Genomic DNA, 19580 nt, shown 5'->3' with positions numbered 1-19580 from the left:
GGCTTTGGCCGGGGGGCGCCGGAGGTCGGGAGGCGCAACGCATGACCCCGCGCAAGAACGAGCGGGCGCTGGTCCGGCCGCACGTGGTGACCGGCGGCCGGGCGCACCCGACCCGCAACGTCTTCGACCTGGTGACGCTGGTGGTGGCCATCCGCGACCAGCTGGCCGGGCTGAGCCCCGAGGAGCGCCGCATCGTGACGCTCTGCCGCGGCGGCGCGCTGTCGGTCGTCGAGATCGCCGGCCACCTCAAGCTGCCCGTGGGGGTCACCCGGGTGCTGCTGTCGGACCTCATGGACAGCGGCCACATCACCACCCGCGCGCCGGGCCCGGCAGCCCGGCTCTCCCGGACCGAGATCCTCCAGGAGGTGCTCGATGGACTCCGCGCCCGTCTCTGAGGCGTCCGCTTCGCCCGACTACCTGCCCGACACCGTGCGCACCGCGGCGAAGCTGCTCATCGTGGGGCACTTCGCGGTCGGCAAGACCACCTTCGTCGGCACGCTGTCGGAGATCCGCCCGCTGAGGACCGAGGAGCGCATGACGCAGGCGGGGGCGATCATCGACGACCTGGCCGGGGTCCGCGACAAGACGACCACGACCGTGGCGATGGACTTCGGCCGGCTGACCCTGAGCGACCACCTGGTGCTCTACCTGTTCGGCACGCCGGGGCAGCATCGCTTCAAGCAGATGTGGAGCGATCTGGCGCGCGGCGCGCTGGGCGCGCTCGTGCTCGTCGACACCGAGCGGCTGGAGCAGTCGTTCGAGGTCATGGACCTGCTGGAGTCCTACGGGCTGGCGTACGCGGTGGCCGTCAACCAGTTCGACCAGGCCCCGGTGTTCCCCGACGAGGAGATCCGGGAGGCGCTGGACCTGCTGCCCACCACCCCGCTCGTCGTCTGCGACGCCCGCGACCACGCCTCCTCCGCCAAGGCGCTGATCGCCCTCGTCGACCACCTCCTCACCCTCGACCAGGAGTCCGCGTGACCGCCGAAACACCGTCGTCCCCCGAAGGACCTGGCTGCCCGCAGGGCCACGTGCCCCTGTACGGGGAGGACTTCGCCGCCGACCCGCAGCGGGTGTACGACGGGATGCGCCACCGCGGCACGGCGGTGCCGGTGGAGCTGTCACCGGGCGTCGAGGCGACGCTGATCCTCGGGTACGACGCCGCGCTGGAGGCGCTGCGCGACCCCGGGAGCTTCCCCAAGGACGGTCGGGCCTGGGAGAAGACCGTCCCCGAGGACTGTCCCCTCAAGCCGGTCCTCGGCTACCGCCCCAGCTGCCTCTACGCCGACGGCGAGCGGCACTCGCGGTTGCGCTCGGCGCTGCAGGACTCCCTGGCGCGGATCGACGTCATCGACCTGCGCCGGCATGTCGAGGAGACCGCCGACGAGCTGATCGCCTCGCTCGGCCCGCGGGGCGAGGCCGACCTGGTCGGCGAGTACGCCCGGGTGCTGGTGGCCCAGGTGTTCACCCGGCTGTTCGGCTGCCCGCCCGAACTCGCCCAGCGGGTGATCGTCGCGCTGAGCGGGGTCATCGACGTGGAGCACGCCGACGAGGCCAACAAGATGCTCGGCCAGGCACTGGCCGATCTGGTGATGCTCAAGCGGCGGGAGCCGGGCCCGGACGTGGCGTCCTGGATGATGGCGCATCCGGCGCGGATGACCGACCAGGAGATGATGGACCAGATCGCGCTCGTCATAGGCATGGGCGTCGAGCCGCAGCACAGCCTCATCGCCAACGGGCTGCGCCTCCTGCTGATCGACGACCGGTTCGCCGGCGACCTGTCGGGCGGCAACCTGGCCATCGAGGACGCCCTGGACGAGATCCTGTGGACCGACCCGCCCCTGGCCAACCTCGGGTTCAGCTTCCCGGTCCGCGAGACCGACTTCGCCGGGGCGCGGCTGCCCGCCGACCAGCCCGTCCTGGTGAGCTTCGCCGCCGCCAACACCGACCCGAGCCGCGCCACGGGCAGCCGGGTGGGCAACCGCGCGCACCTGGCCTGGGGGGCCGGGCCGCACACCTGTCCGGCCAAGCGCCCCGCCCGGCTGATCGCCTCGGTGGCCATCGAGCGGCTGCTGGACCAGTTCCCCGACATGGAGGTGGCGATCGACCCCGCGGAGCTGCGATGGCGTCCGGGACCGATCCACCGTTCCCTGACCGCGCTTCCCGTCCGCTTCTGAGCCTGGACGTGCCGGAAAGGCGTTAAGAAACATGCCCCCTCCTCCCTCAGGTCCGGACGACCCCTCGCAGCCGCCGCGAGCCCCCGTCCCGATGTACGGTGCCGACTTCGCCGACGCCCCGCAGGCCGTCTACGAAGAGATGCGCCGGCACGGCCCGGTCGCGCCGGTCGAGCTGGCCCCCGGCTACCCCGCGACGCTGGTGCTGGCCTACGACACGGCGCTGGAGGTGCTGCGCGATCCAGGCACATTCCCCAAGGACCCGAGCCGGTGGGAGAAGACCGTCCCGTCCGACTGCCCCGTGCTGCCGATGATGCAGTCGCGCCCCAACTGCCTGTTCACCGACGGCGAGGTGCACGCGCGGCTGCGCTCGGCCGTCAGCGGTGCGCTGTCGCGGCTGGATCCGGGGGCGCTGCGGGAATCGGTGGAGCGGGCCGCCGACCTGCTGCTGGACGAGTTCGCCGGTGCGGGCGAGGCCGACCTGGTCGGCGATTTCGCGCGGCGGCTGCCGCAGCTGGTGTTCAACGAGATGCTCGGTTGCCCGGCCGGGATCGGCGAGCGGCTGGGCCGCGGCATGAGCGGCATCTTCGAGGCCGAGAACGCCGAGGAGGCCAACAAGGTCCTCTCCGAGGCCGTGTTCGAGCTGGTCATGCTCAAACGCCGGGAGCCCGGCGCGGACGTGGCGTCCTGGATGATGGCGCATCCGGCGCGGCTGACCGACGAGGAGATGGCACACCAGCTGATCGTCATGATAGGGGCGGGGACCGAGCCGGAGCAGAACCTCATCGCCAACGCGTTGTTGCTGCTGCTGGCCGACGAGCGGTTCGGCGGCGAGCTGTCGGGCGGCAGCCTGCCGATCGAGGACGCGCTCGACGAGGTCCTGTGGACCAATCCGCCGATGGCCAACTACGGGGTGACCTACCCCCTCCGCGACGTCGACCTCGCGGGGACGCGGCTGCCGGCCGACCAGCCGGTGGTGATCAGCTTCGCCGCCGCCAACACCGACCCGAGCCGGGCCACCGGCAGCCGGGTGGGCAACCGCGCGCACCTGGCCTGGAGCGCCGGACCGCACACCTGCCCGGCCAAGGGACACGCCCGCCTCATCGCCTCGGCCGCCATCGAGCGGCTCCTGGACCGGATCCCCGGGGTGGAGCCGACCGTGCCGGTGGAGGAGATCCGGTGGCGTCCGGGGCCGTTCCACCGGGCGATGATGGAGCTGCCCGTCCGCTTCCCGCCATCGGCCTGACGCCGTATCGCGTTCCCAGCCCAGAAAGCGCCGCCCAGGCAGTTGCGGCTCCGGGCGCCACCGCATCTGCGCGGTGGCGCCCGGGGCACGGCTCTCGCCGGGCGTGCCTCAGGCTCCGTTGAGGGGCTTGTCCGGCAGCTCGACGGCGTAGGACTCCTTGACCACGTCCAGGTGGTGCCACGACTCGCGCACGGTGGCGCCCGGGACGGCGCGGATGGCGTCCAGTACCGCCACCATCTCCGCGCGCGAGGGCGCCTCCGCCTGGCCGACGATGTCGTACCGGCCGAAGCCGGTCGCCAGGTAGCGCACGCCCTCCTGCGCGGCCACGGCCTCGGCGACGCGCCGCAGGCCGCCGGTGACCACGAGCCCGAACCCGCCGAGCTCGGCGGCGCCCAGGGCCAGCGGGTCGGCCAGCCCCGTCACCTGGATGACGCCCGAGCGCATCAGCCTCACCACGCGGGCGCGGGTGGCGGCCTGGGAGAGGCCGATGATGTGGGCCAGCCTGGTGTAGGGCGCGCGGCCGTCGCGCTGCAGTTCCTGCAGCAGCCGCCAGTCGATGTCGTCCAGGGCGATGTCGCCGAGCTCCCGTACGACGGCGTGGGTGTCGCGCACGGTGGCGACCGAGCGGAACACCTCCGCCGAGCGGACCCCGCTGACGGTGCGGATGTGGTCCACCTCGGCGGCCAGCGTGCCGTCGTCGCGGGTGCGCACCTGCGCGACCAGGTCGTGGGGTCCCGCGGTCAGCGCGGTGAAGCTGACCGCCGGGCGCTCGGCGATGGCCGCGGCGACCTTGCGGGCCGAGCCGTCCACGGTGACCGAGACGTGCCCGATGGCCTCCGCTCCGACGACCGCGGCGTGCACGATGCCCACGACGCGGACGACCTCGGTCTCGAGAAGGTTCTGCACCCGTGCCCGCACGGCCGTGCGGGACAGCCCCACCCGGTCGGCGAGGGCCTGGAACGTCGCCCTGCCATCCCGCTGGAGCTCGCGGACGAGCACGGCGTCGACCGCATCCAGCACGGCTCTCCTCCTCGGGGTGCGATGACTCGTTTAGCTGACAATTGCAAGATCATTCCATTTCGGGACGGTCCGTCGTCAAATATTGATCTTGCTCGTGTTCGTCGTGCCCGCCGACCGTCGATGCGTCGGCATTCCGTCCCGGCGGCGCCGAATTCGGTGCCGGGGGAAGCGTCGCGGTATCGCAACGCGACCGGGATCAGTACGCGCGGGCGAGGCCGCGGGGCATCGGCGGGGCACCGCACCGCGTGGTGATGATCACGATGCGGGGCGGGCCGGCCGGCCGCGCGGCCACCGGGACGATCACCGCACGGCGGTCGCCGGCGGCGGCGCGAAAGGACGCCGCGCACCGGTCTCACCTGCGTGACCTGCATGCGCCGCTCCCGGTGTTCTGCTGTGACGCCTCCTACGGGGGGTGGATGTCCGCGCGAGGCACATGTAAGAAAACTGCATCGCGCGCGCAGGATCGTCAAGAGGTGACTTTACAGAGAGCTAAGCCTCACCTTGCACTCGGAACCACTTCGTCCACACCGTCTCCATGGTTACGCGCGCGGCGCCCGGATCGTTCGTGGCGGGCACTGCGCCGCCATGTCATCGTCACCTCGGGGCATTCCCGCCGGTCCGCGGCGGTCCGGGCGATGACAGGCCGTGTCCGGCCCGGCCCTCGATCAACATCCGCCGGGGTTCCGCTTCGGCCGGAGCAGGCGCGGGTATGCCTGAGAATGGACTGTGGCAAAGCCACTCTCATCCGCGATTGGTGTGTTGTACAGCCGTGCGCCTGCTGAACGGTGAGCATGCCGCTCACGACCTCACCTACAACGACGTCTTCATGGTCCCCCGCCGGTCCGCGGTCGGGTCCCGGCTGGAGGTGGAGCTGGCCACCTCCGACGGCAGCGGCACCGCGCTCCCGCTGGTGGTGGCCAACATGACCGCGGTGTCCGGGCGGCGGATGGCCGAGACGGTCGCGCGGCGCGGCGGCATGGCGGTGCTCCCGCAGGACATCCCCGTCGAGGTCGTGACGGACGTGATCAGGTGGGTGAAGGAGCGCCATCTGGTCTACGACACCCCGATCCGCCTCTCTCCCGGCGACACCGCCGGGGAGGCGCTGGCGCTGCTGCCCAAGCGCGCGCACGGCGCGGTCATCGTGGTCGAGGACGGCCGGCCCGTCGGGGTGGTGACCGAGGCCGACTGCCACGGCGTCGACCGGTTCTCCCAGCTGCGCGACGTCATGTCCCGCGACCTGGTGACGCTCCGGGACGGCGTCGACCCCCGCGAGGCGTTCGACCGGCTGCACGAGCGCGGCCACCGGCTGGCGCCGGTCGTGGACGCCGCGGGCCGCCTCACCGGCATCTTCACCCGCACCGGCGCGCTGCGCGCCACCCTCTACACCCCGGCGCTGGACACCGCGGGCCGGCTGCGCGTCGCCGCGGCGGTCGGGGTGAACGGCGACGTGGCGGCGAAGGCCAAGGCGCTGCTGGAGGCCGGAGCCGACCTGCTGGTCGTGGACACCGCGCACGGGCACCAGGAGAAGATGGCCGCCGCGCTGGCGGCGGTGCGCGGCCTGGACCCCGGCGTGCCGGTGGTCGCCGGGAACGTGGTCACCGCCGAGGGCACCCGCGACCTGATCGAGGCCGGCGCCGACATCGTCAAGGTGGGCGTGGGGCCGGGCGCGATGTGCACCACCCGGATGATGACCGGCGTCGGCCGCCCGCAGTTCTCGGCGGTCCTGGAGTGCGCGGCGGAGGCGCGGCGGCTGGGCCGGCACGTGTGGGCCGACGGCGGGGTGCGCCACCCGCGGGACGTGGCGCTGGCGCTGGCCGCCGGGGCGTCCAACGTGATGGTGGGCTCCTGGTTCGCGGGCACCTACGAGTCGCCGGGCGACCTGCAGCGCGCCGCCGACGGCCGCCTCTACAAGGAGAGCTTCGGGATGGCCTCGGCACGGGCGGTGCGGCTGCGCACCGCCGAGGACTCCCCGTTCGACCGGGCGCGCAAGGCGCTGTTCGAGGAGGGGATCTCGACCTCCCGGATGTACCTGGACCCCGAGCGGCCCGGCGTCGAGGACCTGATCGACTCGATCGTGGCGGGGCTGCGCAGCTCGTGCACGTACGCGGGCGCGCGGACGCTGGAGGAGTTCCACGAGCGGGCCACGGTGGGGGTCCAGAGCTCCGCGGGCTACGCCGAGGGGATGCCGCTGTCGAGCAGCTGGTGACACGGCCCCGTTGCGGGGTAGTCAGAGCATGACCGAAACTCGCCACTGAATGCGTCCATGGAGCTACCCAACGGAGTCATGCCTGGCCATCGCTCCGCCGAGGGGACGGAGGCGGCCCGTCCGGGCCCGCCCGCCGCGGCGCGCCGGGACGGGAAGATCACCAAGATCGCCGGACCGCGGGTCCCGCCACCGCTAGTATCTCGGGATGATCCGGGCCGCCGGGCAGCGCCCCGGCCGACCGCGCGGGCCGCGGGGCCCCGGATCGGGCTCCCGTCGCGGAGCCGGGACGACTGGGCCGGGCGAGAGCCGCGGCCGGCGGCGCACGGACCGCGCCTCCACGGCGCCGCCGCGGCGCCCGATCGGAGGCGGGCCCGCGCGCGTCCGGCCGCCGGGCAACTCTCCGCGGGTTTCGCGCGTCCATAATGTAGGCGAGGGTCTGAGTTCACCGTACGTGGGGATCGGAGCGTAGATGGCGAGTCGATTCGACGTGCGGGATGCCCGGGGTGAGGACCCCGAGCGAAGCCTGCCCCACGCCCTGGCCCTCACCCTGGCCTCCGCCCTCGTCTGGGGCGTGGCCCACCTGGTCACCGGCCGGCGGATCGTCGGCGCGCTCCTGGTCGGCGCCTTCGTGCTGCTGGGCGCGGCCGCGGCGGTCGCGGGCCTGTTCTTCCGCCCGCGGCTGATGGAGCTGGCGGTGCAGCCGGCCTGGCTGTCGGGCACGGCCGGCGGGATCCTCGCGATCGGCCTGGTGTGGGTCACCGTGGTCATCCGCTCCTACCAGCTGGTCCGCCCCGGCGCCCTGTCGCTGGGCAAAAGCACCGCGGGCGGCGTGGCGGTGACGGTGCTGTGCTTCGCCGTGGCGGTACCGGTCTCCTGGGGCGCCTACAACACCTACGTCTATCGGGACGCGCTCACCAGCATCTTCCAGACGGGCGGCGGCAACGGCCGTCCCGTCAACACCAAGGACCCCTGGAACGGCCAGAGGCGCGTCAACGTGCTGCTGCTCGGCGGCGACGCCGCCGCCAACCGGCAGGGCGTGCGGACCGACAGCATGACGCTGGCCAGCGTCGACACCAAGACCGGTGACACCGTGCTGCTGAGCCTGCCGCGCAACCTGGAGAGCATCCCGATGCCGGCCGGGCCCGCCCGCGACCGCTTCCCCTACGGCTTCACCGGCGACGGCGGCGGCACCCCCGGCCTGCTCAACGAGGTCTACCAGTACGCCGAGGACCACCCCGACCTGGTGCCCGGCGCGCGCAAGAACCAGCGCGGCCCCGAGCTGCTGAAGGCCACCATCAGCGGGATCCTCAACCAGCCGGTCGACTACTACATCCTGGTCGACATGTTCGGGTTCGCCGACATCGTCGACGCCATGGGCGGGGTACGGCTCAAGATCACCGAGCCGATCCCGTTCGGCCAGCGGGGCGAGGTGCTGCAGCCGGGCAACCGGGTCCTCAAGGGCAAGGAGGCCCTGTGGTACGGCCGATCCCGCACCCTCAGCAGCGACTACGCCCGGATGGGCCGGCAGAAGTGCCTGCTGGCCGCGATCGCCAAGCAGGCCGACCCGCAGACCGTGCTGACCAGGTTCGACAAGCTGGCCGCCGCCACCAAGCGGGCCATCTCCACCGACATCCCGCAGGAGCTGCTGCCGGCGTTCGTGTCGCTGTCGTCCAAGGTGAAGGACGGCTCGCGGATCGACAGCCTCCAGTTCGTCCCGCCGCTGATCTCCACCGGCAACCCCGACTTCGCGCTGATCCGCAAGCTCACCGCCCGGGCCATCGCGGGCGAGCGCGCGCAGGCCTCGGCCTCGCCGTCCCCGACCGGCACCAAGACGCGGCCGGCGGCCGGTGCCTCCCCCTCCCCGTCGCCGTCGCCGTCGCCGTCGACCAAGCCGGTCTCCCTGGACGAGGCCTGCCCGCACTGACCGGGCCCGGACGAGCGACCTGGCGGGGAGCGACATGAGGGCCAAGCACCGCCTCCGCCAGGCGGTCAACCTCGTCAACCTGTCGACCCCGCTGGGCCTGCTGCTCGCCGCCGCGGGCACCCGCGGGCCGCGCCGGGTACTGCGCGGCCCCGACGGGCTGCTCATCGCCGGCGGCTACCGGCTGCCGCTGCCGGTGGCATCGGCGTTCACGGTCGGGAACGTGATCCTGCTCCGCCGCGAGGCGCGGTCGCTGCTCGACCGCCCCGCGCTGCTGCGGCACGAGGCCCGCCACTCGACGCAGTACGCCTGCTGCCTGGGCCCGGTCATGATCCCGGCGTATCTGGTGTGCGCCGGGGTGTCGCTGCTCCTGTCTGGCGACCACGCCTCCTACAACCCGTTCGAGCGGCTGGCCGGGCTCGCCGAGGGCGGTTACGAGAAACGGCCCCTGCGCCGCCCGTGGCCGTGCCGCCACTGATCCGCGCCGACGCGATGTCTTCGCTGGTCCCCAGAGGGGGGATCATGGGAGAGAGCGATTCTCGAACGTGAAGGGCGGAAGCCGGTGCCCCAGATCCAGGGCTGCGACGCGTTCCGGGTGGCGATGCCGCGCGGACGGCGGCCGGAGAGCGTCCTGGTACGGCTGACCGGCCAGGACGGCGCGGTGGGCTGGGGCGAGGCCGCCGTCACTCGCGACGGCGCGGCCCGCGGCGACGTCTGGGCCGATATCGAGGAGCGGATGGGCCCGGCGCTGATCGGGCTGGAGCTGGACCGTCCCGAGGACGTGTCGGCGGCCGCGGAGCTGGGCTGCGCGGGGGCCGCCGCCGCGATCGACATGGCCTGCTGGGACCTGTGGTGCCGGGCCCGCGGCGAGCCGCTGGCGCACGCGCTGGGCGGCACCCGCACCTCGATCGTCACCGGTGCCCGGATCACCCCCGAACCGCTGCTGGAGACGGTGGTCGGCCGCGTCAACCAGGCGGTCGGCGCCGGGCACACGCGGATCGCGGTGGACGTGCGGCCCGGCTGGGACCTCGAGCCGGTGCGGCTGATCCGGCAGGGGTTCCCGGCCCTGGCGGTCGTCGCCGACGCCCGGCACTCCTACCGCGAGACGCCCGAGCACCTGGCCGTGCTGGAGGCGCTGGACGGCTACGGGCTGCTGGCGATCGTGCGGCCCTTCCCCGCGGACGACCTGTCGGCGCACGCCCGGCTCCAGCGCCGGATCGGCACCGCGCTGGCCCCCGGCGTCGACGGCCTCGACACCCTCGACGCCGCGATCTCCCAGGAGGCGGGCCGGGTGCTGGACCTCGGCGTCGACCGCATGGGCGGGCTGACCGTCGCGCGCAGCGCGCACGACCTGGCCTACGCGGCGGGCTGGGACGTGTGGTGCACGGGCACGGGCGCGTTCGGCATCGGGCAGGCCGCGGCGGTGGCGCTGGCCGCGCTGCCGGGCGTGACGCTGCCGAGCGAGGTGTCCGATCCGGCGGGCGGGCCGGCGTTCGTGTCGCCCCCGGTGCGGTCCTCGGGCGGGGTGGTGGGCGTGCCCTACACCCAGCCGGGGCTCGGCCACGAGATCGACGCGGCGCGCATCGAGCGGCTCGCCAGCCGCCGCCTTCGCATCCCCGCATGAGCGGCCGTACATGAGCAGTACTGCGCCCGGCACGGTCTGGGTGGTCGCCGGTCCTCCGGGCGGCGGCAAGACGACGGTGTCGGAACTGCTGCTGGCCCGGCTGCGGCCCGTCCCCGCGCTACTGGACAAGGACACGATGTACGGGCCGTTCGTCGCCGCGGTCCTGGACGCCCACGGGCGCGACCCGGGCGAGCGGGAGGGCCCCTGGTACGACGCGCACATCAAGCGGCACGAGTACGCGGGCATGACCGCCACCGCCCGGGAGATCCGCTCCCACGGCTGCCCGGTGCTGCTGAGCGGCCCGTTCACCGGGCAGATCCGGTCCCCTGAGCGGTGGGCCGCGTGGGTGGCCGATCTCGGCGGGCCGCCGGTTCGGCTGGTGTGGATCCGGACCGACGCGGCGACGCTGCACCACCGGCTGACCGCGCGCGGCTCGTCCCGCGACACCGGCAAGCTGGCCGCCTTCGAGGCGTTCGTCGAGCGGATGCGCCCGGAGGAGCCGCCGCCCGTCCCGCACCTGGCGGTCGACAACCGGCTGGACGCGCCCGTGCCGCTGGCGGAGCAGCTGGGCCGGCTGACCGGCTGACCCGCGCCCGGGGCACTTCAGCCGGCGCCGGGGCGGACCAGGCCGGTCTCGTAGGCGTACACGGCCGCCTGGGTGCGGTCGCGCAGGCCCAGCTTGGTCAGGATCCGGCTCACGTGCGTCTTCACGGTCTGCTCGGCGACGACGAGGCGCGCGCCGATCTCGGCGTTCGACAGGCCGCCGGCGACGAGGGCCAGGACCTCGGTCTCCCGCTCGGTCAGCTCCTCGACGACCTTCAGCGGCCGCCCGCCGGCCCCGCCGAGCCGCGCGAAATGGGAGAGGAGCCGCCGGGTGACGCTGGGCGCCAGCAGCGCCTCCCCGCCCGCCACCACCCGTACCGCCTCGGCCAGGGCGTCTCCCGTCGCGCTCTTGAGCATGAAGCCGCTGGCACCCGAGCGCAGCGCCTCGTACACGTACTCGTCCAGGTCGAAGGTGGTGAGGACCAGGACGCGGGCGGTGCCGGCCGCGGTGATGAGCCGGGTGGCCTCCAGCCCGCTCATCACGGGCATGCGCACGTCCATCAGCACCACGTCGGGGCGCAGCGCGGCGGCCCGCTCGACGGCGTCGCGGCCGTCGGCGGCCTCCCCCGCGATATCGATGTCCGGCCGCGCCCCCAGCAGCACCGAGAAGCCCTCGCGGACCATGGCCTGGTCGTCGGCGATCAGCACCCGGATCGTCATCGCGGTCCTTCTCTCTGGGGCGTCACCGGCTCCACGACCGGCAACTCGGCCGGGGGCCTGCCGGACGGCGCGGTGGGCAAACGGGCCAGCACCGCGTACCCGCCTCCGGGCCGCGCGCCGGCCGTCAGCGTACCGCCGAGCATCGCGGCCCGCTCCCGCATGCCGACCAGCCCGTGCCCGCCGCCGGAGGCCGCGGCCCGCCCCGAGGCACCCGCTCCGGTGCCCGCGGTGTTGGTCACGTGCACGTCCAGGCGGTCGGGGGAATAGTCCAGCGTCACGGTCACCTCGGCGCCCTGGGCGTGCCTCAGGACGTTGCTCAGCGCCTCCTGGACGATCCGGTACGCCGACAGCTCCACGCCCTGCGCCAGCGGCCGCCGTGTCCCCGCGACCTCGACCGCCACCGACAGGCCCGCGCCGCGCACCCCGGACAACAGGTCGTCCAGGCGGTCCAAGGTGGGCTGCGGCGCGTCCTCCTCCTCGGGAACGGGCGGGCCGTGGTCGCCGCGCAGCACGTCCAGCACCCGGTGCAGCTCGGTCAGCGCCTCGACCGCGTTGCCGCGGATCGTGGCGAACGAGCGGGTCAGCTCCCCTGGCGGGTCGGGCACGCGCAGCGGCGCCGCCTCGGCCTGAATGGCGATCACCGACATGTGGTGGGCGACGACGTCGTGCAGCTCACGGGCGATGCGGGCGCGCTCCTCCAGCAGGGCCCGCCGCGCCCGCTCCCGCTCGCTGATGCCGCGCTGCTCGGCCAGCCGACGCATCGCCTCGCCGCGCGAGCGCAACGCGCCGACCGCGACCAGCACCACGGCCGAGTACACGCTCATCGACAGCACCCCGGTGAACGGATCCCGATCGGGGAACGCCACCGCGAGCGCGATGCCCGCCACCAGGGTGAGCGCCCACATCTCCACCTGCGCGCGGAGCCGCACCCGCATCCCCACCAGGGCCAGCACGCTGAGGTGCGCGGCCAGATCGGGTCCGGGCCACAGCGCCACGGTCTCCCGCGCCACGGCCCATCCAGGCGCCGCGGCCGCCGCGACCGCCGCGGCCACCCCGGCCGCCAGCGACAGCCACCAGCCCGAGAGCGGCCAGTACAGCGCCAACGGCAGCGCCAGCGCCTGCGCGAAGCCCAGGCACGCGGCCACCTGGTTCGGGACGCCGAAGTCCTCGATCAGCGTGTGCCAGATGAGACCGCAGAAGCAGATGGCGTACAGGGCGACGAACACGTGCGGCGCCCACGCCGTCCACCCCGCACGCCGCAGCGGCAGCAGCGGCTCGCCCGCCGCCGGGGCCAGGTCGGCGGCTGTGTTTTTTGCAATCACGGCCCAGGGGCTCGCCTGGCGGCTCGCACCCTGACCGTGCTTGGTGCGAGCGCGACATCGCTTCGCGATCTGCCCGATGATGCTCGCCTCCGGCATCGCCCCCACCGGCCAGGTAGCGCGCTCGCGCGGTACCTGAGGCCACTTCGAGAGAGACCCTAGGCGAACCCGGCGAGCGACGTCGTCACCCGGCAGAGCGACTTGCCCGCGTGGCTCCTAAGAGGGACGCGGGACATCAGCGGGCCGACTCGGGCCCGCCGCTTGTGGGCCTCGACGAGGCTCACTCCGGCTCCTTCCCTTCGGCGATGACGGCGAGGACGGCGCCGGCCTCGACCTGGCGGCCCGCGGCGACGTTCAGCTCGGCGACGACGCCCGCGGCCGGAGCCGTGATCCGGTGCTCCATCTTCATCGCCTCCAGGACCAGGAGGGTCTGCCCCTCCGCCACCGCGGCCCCCGGCTCGGTCTCGACCCGGACGACGGTGCCGGGCATGGGCGCCAGCAGCGACCCCGGCGCGACCAGGTCGCTCGGGTCGGCGAAGCGCGGCAGCGCGCGCAGCGCCACCGGCCCGAGCGCGGAGTCGACGTACACCCCGGCGTCCGGGACGGTCCGCACGTCGAAGCCGTACCGCACGCCGTCCACGTCCAGGGTCACCGCCGAAGGGGACGCCGCCACGAGCCGCACCCGGTCATGGTGGCCTTCGGCGCTCAGGACGCCGCCGCGGCCGAGGCGGTAGGCGACCTCGATCGTCTCGCCGCCCGGCCCCGCGTAGGACTTGCGCTGCGGCTGCGACGGCACGTTCCGCCAGCCGGACGGAAGGCCGCCCAGGACCGGGGCGGCGGCCCGGTTGGCGGCGGCGTCCGCGAGCGCGGCCGCCAGCGCCGACAGCCGCACCGCCGCCTCGTCGGCCAAGGGCCGCGCCAGCACGTCCAGGCCGACCTGGTCGAGGTAGCCGGTCGTGGCGTCCCCGGCCAGGAAGACGCGCTCGCCCAGCGTCCGCACGAGCAGATCCCGGTTGGTGGTGACGCCGTGGATGCGCGCACCGGCGAGCGCGGCGCGGAGCCTGCGCGCCGCGGCCGCACGTGTCGGACCCCAGGCGATCAGCTTGGCCAGCATCGGGTCGAAATGGACGCCGATCTCGCCGCCGCTCTCGACCCCGCTGTCGAGCCGCAGCCCGAACCCCGGCGGGACCGCGAACTCGGCGTCGACGCCCGGCACCTCGAAGGAGTGCAGCGTCCCGCTGCCCGGCCGCCAGCCCGCCGCAGGGTCCTCGGCGTACAGCCGCGCCTCGATCGCGTGCCCGCGCGGCTCCGGCGGCTCGGCCGGCAGCCGCACCCCCTCGGCGATCTCGAGCTGGAGCCGGACGAGGTCGAGCCCGTACACGCACTCGGTCACCGGATGCTCGACCTGAAGCCGGGTGTTGACCTCCAGGAAGAAGAACCGGCGCCCGTCGCCGGCGAGCATGAACTCGACCGTGCCCGCGCCGACGTACCCGATCGCGCGGGCCGCGTCCACCGCCGCCCGGCACAGCTCCGCGCGCAGCCCGGCCGCCACCGCGGGCGAGGGCGCCTCCTCGATGATCTTCTGGTGCCGGCGCTGCACCGAGCAGTCCCGCTCCCCCAGCGCCCACACCGTGCCGTGCGCGTCGGCCAGCAGCTGCACCTCGACATGGCGGGCGCCCTCCAGCAGCGGCTCGCAGAAGACGGCCGGATCGCCGAAGGCCGAACGCGCCTCCCGGCGGGCGGCCTCGACGGCGTCCGGCAGGTCGGCGAGCGACCGCACCACCCGCATGCCGCGCCCGCCGCCGCCGGCCGACGCCTTGACCAGGATCGGCAGGTCGGCCTCGGTGACCGCGTCCGGATCCAGCTCGGGCAGGACGGGCACGCCCGCCGCCGCCATCAGCTTCTTGGCCTCGATCTTCGAGCCCATCGCCTCGATGGCCTCCGGCGGCGGCCCCACCCACACCAGCCCGGCGTCCAGGACCGCCTGCGCGAACCCGGCGTTCTCCGACAGGAACCCGTACCCGGGATGGATCGCGTCGGCGCCCGCGCTCCGCGCCGCGGCGATGATCAGGTCGCCGCGGAGATAGGTGCGGGCCGGGGACGTCCCGGGCAGCAGGACGCCCACGTCGGCCTCGCGCACGTGCGGAACCGCCTCCGTCGGCGCGCCGGGCGCCGCCAGGGTGTCGGCGTGGGAGAACACCGCGACCGTGCCGATGCCCAGGTCGCGGCAGGTGCGGAAGACGCGGCGGGCGATCTCGCCGCGGTTGGCCACCAGCAGTCTGTCGATCATTCGGCCTTCGCTCACGGAGTCGAGGGGGCGGAGAGGGGGCAGCGGGCTCGCGGGACGGCTCACATTCGGAAGACGCCGAAGCCGCCCTCGGCACCGCGGATCGGGGCGTTGTGCACGACCGACAGGCAGAACCCCAGCACGGTACGGGTGTTGCGCGGATCGAGGACCCCGTCGTCGTACAGCCGTCCGGACAGGAAGAACGGCAGCGACTCGGCCTCGATCTGGTTCTCCACCATCTCGCGCATGGCCCGATCCTGGTCCTCGTCGTACACCTGGCCGCGCGCTTCGGCCGCCTGCCGCGCGACGATCGACAGCACCCCGGCCAGCTGCTGCGGGCCCATCACCGCCGACTTGGCACTCGGCCAGGTGAACAGGAACCGGGGGTCGTACGCACGGCCGCACATCCCGTAGTTGCCCGCCCCGTACGACGCCCCCATGACCAGCGTCAGGTGCGGGACCCTGCTGTTCGCCACGGCGTTGATCATGAGCGCGCCGTGTTTGATGATCCCGGCCTGCTCGTACTCCTTGCCGACCATGTAGCCGGTCGTGTTGTGCAGGAACAGCAGCGGCGTGTCGGTCTGGTTGGCCAGCTGGATGAACTGCGCCGCCTTCTGCGCCTCCGCGCTGAACAGCACGCCCTGCGCGTTGGCCAGGATCCCGACCGGGTAGCCGTGCAGCCGCGCCCATCCGGTGACCAGGCTGGTCCCGTACAGCGGCTTGAACTCGTCGAACTCGGAGGCGTCGACGACCCGCGCGATCACCTCGCGCGGATCGAACGGGATCTTCAGGTCCGCCGGGACGATGCCCTCCAGGTCCTCGACGGCGTACAGCGGCTCCCGGACCGGGCCGGGAGCCGGCCCGGCCTTGCGGTGATTGAGCCGCCTGACGATGCGTCGGCCCAGCCGGAGCGCGTCGGCCTCGTCCACCGCCATGTAATCGGCCAGCCCGGACGCGCGGGCGTGCATCTCCGCGCCGCCGAGCTCCTCGTCGTCGGCGTCCTCGCCGGTGGCCATCTTGACCAGCGGCGGACCGCCCAGGAACACCTTGGCGCGCTCCTTGACCATGACCACGTGGTCGCACATGCCCGGGATGTACGCGCCGCCCGCGGTGGAGTTGCCGAACACGAGCGCGATCGTGGGGATCCCGGCCGCCGACAGCCGGGTCAGGTCGCGGAACATCCGCCCGCCCGGGATGAAGATCTCCTTCTGGGTGGGCAGGTCGGCGCCGCCGGACTCGACCAGGTTGATCAGCGGCAGCCGGTTCTCGAACGCAATGTCGGCGGCCCGGAAGCTCTTCTTGACCGTCCACGGATTGCTGGCCCCGCCCCGGACCGTCGGATCATTGGCCACGATCACGCATTCCACGCCCTCGACCACGCCGATGCCGGTGACGACACCGGCGCCGACCTGGAAGTCGCTGCCCCAGGCCGCCAGCGGGCTCAGCTCCAGGAACGGCGAGTCGGGGTCCAGGAGCAGCTCGATGCGCTCGCGGGCCGGCAGCTTGCCGCGCGCGCGATGCCGGGCCACGTACTTCTCGCCGCCGCCCAGCAGCGCCTTCCCGTGCTCGGCCGCCAACTCGGCGATCTTGGCGAGCATGGCCTCGCGGCGCTCCCGGTACTCGGGGTCGCGGGTGTTCAGGGTGCTCCTGATCTTCACAGGATCGCCTCCGGGACGTCGACGAGGCGGGCCCGCAGCCATTCGCCCAGGGCCTTGCCCTGCGGATCGAAGCGGGTCGACGCCGAGACTCCCTCCCGCAGCAGCCCTTCGACGACGAAGTTGACCGCGCGGAGGTTGGGCAGGGTGTGGCGCGTGACGGCCAGGTCGCGCGTCTCGGGGAGGAGCACGGCGAGCCGTTCCACGGTGAGGAAGCCGTCGAGCCAGCGCCACTGCTCGCCGGTACGGGCCCAGACTCCGATGTTGGCGTCACCGCCCTTGTCGCCGCTGCGCGCCCCGGCGACCCGTCCCAGCGGCACCCGCACAAGCGGCCCCGCCGGTCGGTCCTGCCTCGCCGGACGTGGGGCTTGGTACGGGGGCGGCGCCGCGCCCTCCCACGCCGGGATGCCCCGGCGCGTACCATCGGGCAGCACGGCGACGTGCTCGATCTCCCCGTTCGGCACGAACGCCGGCGTGTAAACCCCGTACGGGCTCCCCTTCCCCGGCGGTGACGTCATCGTGAAGCCCGGATACCCGGCCAGCGCCAGCTCCACGGCGGCGCCGCTGAACACCCGCCCGACCTTCTCCGGATCAGGGTCCAGCACGGCGCAGCGCAGCAGCGCGGTGGCCTCCCCCTGCGTCCGCGGGTCGGGCCCCGGGGCGCCGATCAGCGTCCACTCCACCGTCGCCGGACGATCGGCGCCGAAGACCGCCTCCAGCTGGGCCCGCGCGAGGTCGGCCTTGGCCTGGACGTCGAGCCCGGTGAGCACGAACGTCATCTCGTTCCGGTGGCCGCCCAGATGGTTGAGGCACACCTTCGTCGTCACGGGCGGCGGGGTGCCCTTCGTGCCGCTGAGCGCGACGCGGTCGGGCCCGTCCTGCCGCAGCCGGATGGTGTCGAACGCGGTCGTCACGTCGGGGCCGGCGTAGGCCGGGGCCCCGATCTCGTACAGGAGCTGGGCCGTCACGGTCTCGACGGTGACGGCGCCGCCGGTGCCCTGGTGCTTGGTGATGACGCTGGAACCGTCGGCGTGGATCTCCGCGATCGGAAAGCCGACTGCCTTTACATTGTAGATTTCTTGGAAGAAGGCATAGTTGCCACCGGTCGCCTGCGCGCCGCATTCCAGCACGTGTCCCGCGGCGGTGGCGCCGGCGAGGGCGTCCCAGTCCTCGCGCGACCAGCCGAAGTGCGCCGCGGCCGGGCCGACGACCAGCGAGGCGTCGGTCACCCGCCCGGTCACCACGACGTCGGCGCCGTCCCGCAGGCACTCGACGATCCCCCACGCGCCCAGATAGGCGTTGGCGGTCAGCGGGACCCCGTAGCGCGGGTGCTCCAGGCCCAGGTCCCCGGCCCGGTGCAGCAGGTCGTCGCCCTCCACATGAGCGACCCGGACGTCGACGCCGAGCCGTCCGGCCAGTTCCCGCAGCCGCTCGGCCAGGCCGCGCGGGTTGAGCCCGCCGGCATTGGCGACGATCTTCGTCCCGCGATCGGCGGCCAGCCCCAGGCTCTCCTCCATCTGCCACAGGAACGTCGTGGCATAGCCCCCGCCTGGGTCCTTCAGCCTCCCCCGGCCAAGGATCAGCATGGTCAACTCGGCCAGGTAGTCGCCGGTCAGAACGTCCAGCGGGCCGCCCTCCAGCATCTCCCGCACCGCCGTGAAGCGGTCACCGTAGAAGCCAGAGGCGTTGCCGATCCTCAGCGGACGACTCCGGGGTCGCGTCATGTGCTGCACCCTGCCAGCCCGCCTGGAAAAAATCAATCGCGCTTGATTGTTTTTCGATGCCGCCGTTTGGTTGACTGAAAGCGATGACCACGCAGGCACTTCCCCGCGAACCGCGGCAGAACCGCAGCCGCGCCACCCGCGCGCGGCTGCTCGAGGCCGCCATCGACTGCCTGGCCTCGGTGGGCTGGGCCGGGACGACCGTGACCGTGGTCGCCGAGCGCGCCGGCGTCTCCCGCGGCGCAGCCCAGCACCACTTTCGCACCCGCGAGGAACTGGTCACCGCGGCCGTCGAGTACGGCTCGCAGGTGCGCACCGCGCGGATGCGCGAGCACCTGGACGCCCTCGCCGGACGGCGCCCGTCCACCCTGGAGGTGCTGACCCTCCTCGGCGAGCTGTACACCAGCCCGCTGTTCAGGGCCGCCCTGCAGTTGTGGGTAGCCGCCAGTTCCGACGAGCAGCTCCGCGCCCGGGTCGTCCCGCTCGAGGCGAAGGTGGGACGCGAGGCGCACCGCCTCACAGTCGAGGCGCTGGGCGCGGACGAGAGCGTGCCCGGCGTGCGGGAGAGCGTACAGGCCACCCTGGATCTCGTCCGCGGCCTGGGCCTCGCCGATCTGCTGACCGACGACTCGTCCCGCCGTTCCCGCCTGCTCCGGCAATGGGCCGAAACCCTGGAAGCGGCCCTCACCCGGACCACACCGCCGCACTGACCGGCCATCCGATGCGGCTCGGTCTGACGCCGGTGTCGAAGACGATCAGCATGACGGCAAGGAGAGCGAGCAACGCGGACATCACGCTGATAGGGCGGACGCGATCCTCACAGAGAATCCGCATAAGCCACAAAATGAGTAAGGCCCCGCCAGTTTCCTGGCGGGGCCTTAAACCCTAATATAAGTCCGGCGGCGTCCTACTCTCCCACACAGTCTCCCATGCAGTACCATCGGCGCTGGAGGGCTTAACTTCCGGGTTCGGGATGGAACCGGGTGTTTCCCCTCCGCCAAAACCACCGAACGACCCACGCACACCCCCAAAAACAGGGGGTGGCAAACTCGTCCGAGCCTCAACGGCCCAATATTCAAGAATCAAACACGGCCAAAACCCGTTTGTTTTCTGAGAACTACACAGGGACGCGAACACCACAGCA

Annotated in this window: 17 protein-coding genes and 1 rRNA gene; 10 read left to right on the top strand and 8 right to left on the bottom strand. The window is 73.2% G+C overall.

Annotation, left to right across the window (positions count from 1 at the left end):
• Nucleotides 1-41: 41 nt before the first annotated feature.
• Genes ABD340_RS01960 through ABD340_RS01945 form a run of 4 tightly spaced genes read left to right on the top strand, consistent with a single transcriptional unit; the run spans nt 42 to nt 3420 of the window.
• Entirely contained in the window at nt 42-395 is a 354-nt protein-coding gene (locus tag ABD340_RS01960; protein WP_344586570.1) for a DUF742 domain-containing protein, read from the top strand.
• Nucleotides 373-981: a GTP-binding protein gene (locus ABD340_RS01955; protein WP_344586568.1), complete on the top strand. Its 609-nt coding sequence runs from the start codon at nt 373-375 to the stop codon at nt 979-981. Before ABD340_RS01960 ends, ABD340_RS01955 begins: the two co-directional genes overlap by 23 nt.
• Nucleotides 978-2177, top strand: a complete 1200-nt coding sequence (locus ABD340_RS01950; protein WP_344586566.1) for a cytochrome P450 — start codon at nt 978-980, stop codon at nt 2175-2177. The genes ABD340_RS01955 and ABD340_RS01950 overlap by 4 nt, the downstream gene beginning before the upstream one ends.
• 31 nt (nt 2178-2208) lie before the next feature.
• Entirely contained in the window at nt 2209-3420 is a 1212-nt protein-coding gene (locus ABD340_RS01945) for a cytochrome P450 (RefSeq protein WP_344586565.1), read from the top strand.
• A gap of 108 nt (nt 3421-3528) precedes the next feature.
• Here ABD340_RS01945 and ABD340_RS01940 read toward each other — a convergent pair whose 3' ends face one another.
• A complete protein-coding gene (locus ABD340_RS01940; RefSeq protein WP_344586564.1) occupies nt 3529-4440 on the bottom strand; it encodes an Lrp/AsnC family transcriptional regulator in 912 nt (303 codons plus the stop codon).
• Nucleotides 4441-5209: 769 nt separating this feature from the next.
• Here ABD340_RS01940 and ABD340_RS01935 point away from each other — a divergent pair.
• From ABD340_RS01935 to ABD340_RS01915, 5 genes are all read left to right on the top strand, one after another.
• On the top strand, nt 5210-6646 hold the full coding sequence (locus ABD340_RS01935; protein WP_344586563.1) for a GuaB1 family IMP dehydrogenase-related protein: 1437 nt from the start codon (nt 5210-5212) through the stop codon (nt 6644-6646).
• 469 nt (nt 6647-7115) lie between these two features.
• The gene (locus ABD340_RS01930; RefSeq protein WP_344586561.1) at nt 7116-8570 is read left to right on the top strand and encodes an LCP family protein; all 1455 of its coding nucleotides are present in this window, start codon (nt 7116-7118) and stop codon (nt 8568-8570) included.
• Between the two features lie 34 nt (nt 8571-8604).
• The gene (locus tag ABD340_RS01925; protein ID WP_344586559.1) at nt 8605-9045 is read left to right on the top strand and encodes a hypothetical protein; all 441 of its coding nucleotides are present in this window, start codon (nt 8605-8607) and stop codon (nt 9043-9045) included.
• 84 nt (nt 9046-9129) lie between these two features.
• A complete protein-coding gene (locus ABD340_RS01920; RefSeq protein ID WP_344586558.1) occupies nt 9130-10191 on the top strand; it encodes an enolase C-terminal domain-like protein in 1062 nt (353 codons plus the stop codon).
• Between the two features lie 10 nt (nt 10192-10201).
• Nucleotides 10202-10777 carry a P-loop nucleotide/nucleoside kinase family protein gene (locus tag ABD340_RS01915; RefSeq protein WP_344586556.1) on the top strand — a complete coding sequence of 192 codons (576 nt, stop codon included), beginning with the start codon at nt 10202-10204 and terminating at the stop codon, nt 10775-10777.
• Nucleotides 10778-10794: 17 nt separating this feature from the next.
• On the opposite strand, the gene ABD340_RS01910 is transcribed toward ABD340_RS01915, so the two are convergent.
• The 6 genes from ABD340_RS01910 to ABD340_RS01885 all read right to left on the bottom strand — a co-directional run bounded on the left by ABD340_RS01910 (nt 10795) and on the right by ABD340_RS01885 (nt 18439).
• Nucleotides 10795-11454, bottom strand: a complete 660-nt coding sequence (locus ABD340_RS01910; RefSeq protein WP_344586555.1) for a response regulator — start codon at nt 11452-11454, stop codon at nt 10795-10797.
• The gene (locus ABD340_RS01905; RefSeq protein WP_344586554.1) at nt 11451-12776 is read right to left on the bottom strand and encodes a sensor histidine kinase; all 1326 of its coding nucleotides are present in this window, start codon (nt 12774-12776) and stop codon (nt 11451-11453) included. Before ABD340_RS01905 ends, ABD340_RS01910 begins: the two co-directional genes overlap by 4 nt.
• A 155-nt stretch (nt 12777-12931) precedes the next feature.
• Entirely contained in the window at nt 12932-13057 is a 126-nt protein-coding gene (locus ABD340_RS01900) for a hypothetical protein (protein ID WP_344586553.1), read from the bottom strand.
• Nucleotides 13054-15063 carry an acetyl/propionyl/methylcrotonyl-CoA carboxylase subunit alpha gene (locus ABD340_RS01895; protein ID WP_344586552.1) on the bottom strand — a complete coding sequence of 670 codons (2010 nt, stop codon included), beginning with the start codon at nt 15061-15063 and terminating at the stop codon, nt 13054-13056. Before ABD340_RS01895 ends, ABD340_RS01900 begins: the two co-directional genes overlap by 4 nt.
• A gap of 59 nt (nt 15064-15122) precedes the next feature.
• A complete protein-coding gene (locus ABD340_RS01890; RefSeq protein WP_425547302.1) occupies nt 15123-16760 on the bottom strand; it encodes an acyl-CoA carboxylase subunit beta in 1638 nt (545 codons plus the stop codon).
• The gene (locus ABD340_RS01885; protein WP_344586551.1) at nt 16715-18439 is read right to left on the bottom strand and encodes an acyclic terpene utilization AtuA family protein; all 1725 of its coding nucleotides are present in this window, start codon (nt 18437-18439) and stop codon (nt 16715-16717) included. Before ABD340_RS01885 ends, ABD340_RS01890 begins: the two co-directional genes overlap by 46 nt.
• A gap of 83 nt (nt 18440-18522) precedes the next feature.
• Here ABD340_RS01885 and ABD340_RS01880 point away from each other — a divergent pair, with 83 nt between their 5' ends.
• A complete protein-coding gene (locus ABD340_RS01880) occupies nt 18523-19146 on the top strand; it encodes a TetR/AcrR family transcriptional regulator (RefSeq protein WP_344586549.1) in 624 nt (207 codons plus the stop codon).
• Between the two features lie 184 nt (nt 19147-19330).
• On the opposite strand, the gene rrf is transcribed toward ABD340_RS01880, so the two are convergent.
• Nucleotides 19331-19447: ribosomal RNA gene (rrf, locus tag ABD340_RS01875) — 5S ribosomal RNA — on the bottom strand.
• Nucleotides 19448-19580: the final 133 nt, after the last annotated feature.

The organism is Actinomadura vinacea, assembly GCF_039532545.1.
Classification (GTDB): domain Bacteria; phylum Actinomycetota; class Actinomycetes; order Streptosporangiales; family Streptosporangiaceae; genus Spirillospora; species Spirillospora vinacea.
The sequence above is the reverse complement of the archived record's forward strand: the minus strand, read 5'-3'. Positions and strand labels throughout refer to the sequence as shown.

Coding starts and splice junctions, on each gene's coding strand:
- ABD340_RS01955 (WP_344586568.1), top strand. CDS start 373: ATGGACTCCGCGCCCGTCTCTGAGGCGTCCGCTTCGCCCGACTACCTG.
- ABD340_RS01925 (WP_344586559.1), top strand. CDS start 8,605: ATGAGGGCCAAGCACCGCCTCCGCCAGGCGGTCAACCTCGTCAACCTG.
- ABD340_RS01880 (WP_344586549.1), top strand. CDS start 18,523: ATGACCACGCAGGCACTTCCCCGCGAACCGCGGCAGAACCGCAGCCGC.
- ABD340_RS01885 (WP_344586551.1), bottom strand. CDS start 18,439: ATGACGCGACCCCGGAGTCGTCCGCTGAGGATCGGCAACGCCTCTGGC.
- ABD340_RS01945 (WP_344586565.1), top strand. CDS start 2,209: ATGCCCCCTCCTCCCTCAGGTCCGGACGACCCCTCGCAGCCGCCGCGA.
- ABD340_RS01930 (WP_344586561.1), top strand. CDS start 7,116: ATGGCGAGTCGATTCGACGTGCGGGATGCCCGGGGTGAGGACCCCGAG.
- ABD340_RS01890 (WP_425547302.1), bottom strand. CDS start 16,760: ATGGCTGCGGGCCCGCCTCGTCGACGTCCCGGAGGCGATCCTGTGAAG.
- ABD340_RS01910 (WP_344586555.1), bottom strand. CDS start 11,454: ATGACGATCCGGGTGCTGATCGCCGACGACCAGGCCATGGTCCGCGAG.
- ABD340_RS01895 (WP_344586552.1), bottom strand. CDS start 15,063: ATGATCGACAGACTGCTGGTGGCCAACCGCGGCGAGATCGCCCGCCGC.
- ABD340_RS01960 (WP_344586570.1), top strand. CDS start 42: ATGACCCCGCGCAAGAACGAGCGGGCGCTGGTCCGGCCGCACGTGGTG.
- ABD340_RS01915 (WP_344586556.1), top strand. CDS start 10,202: ATGAGCAGTACTGCGCCCGGCACGGTCTGGGTGGTCGCCGGTCCTCCG.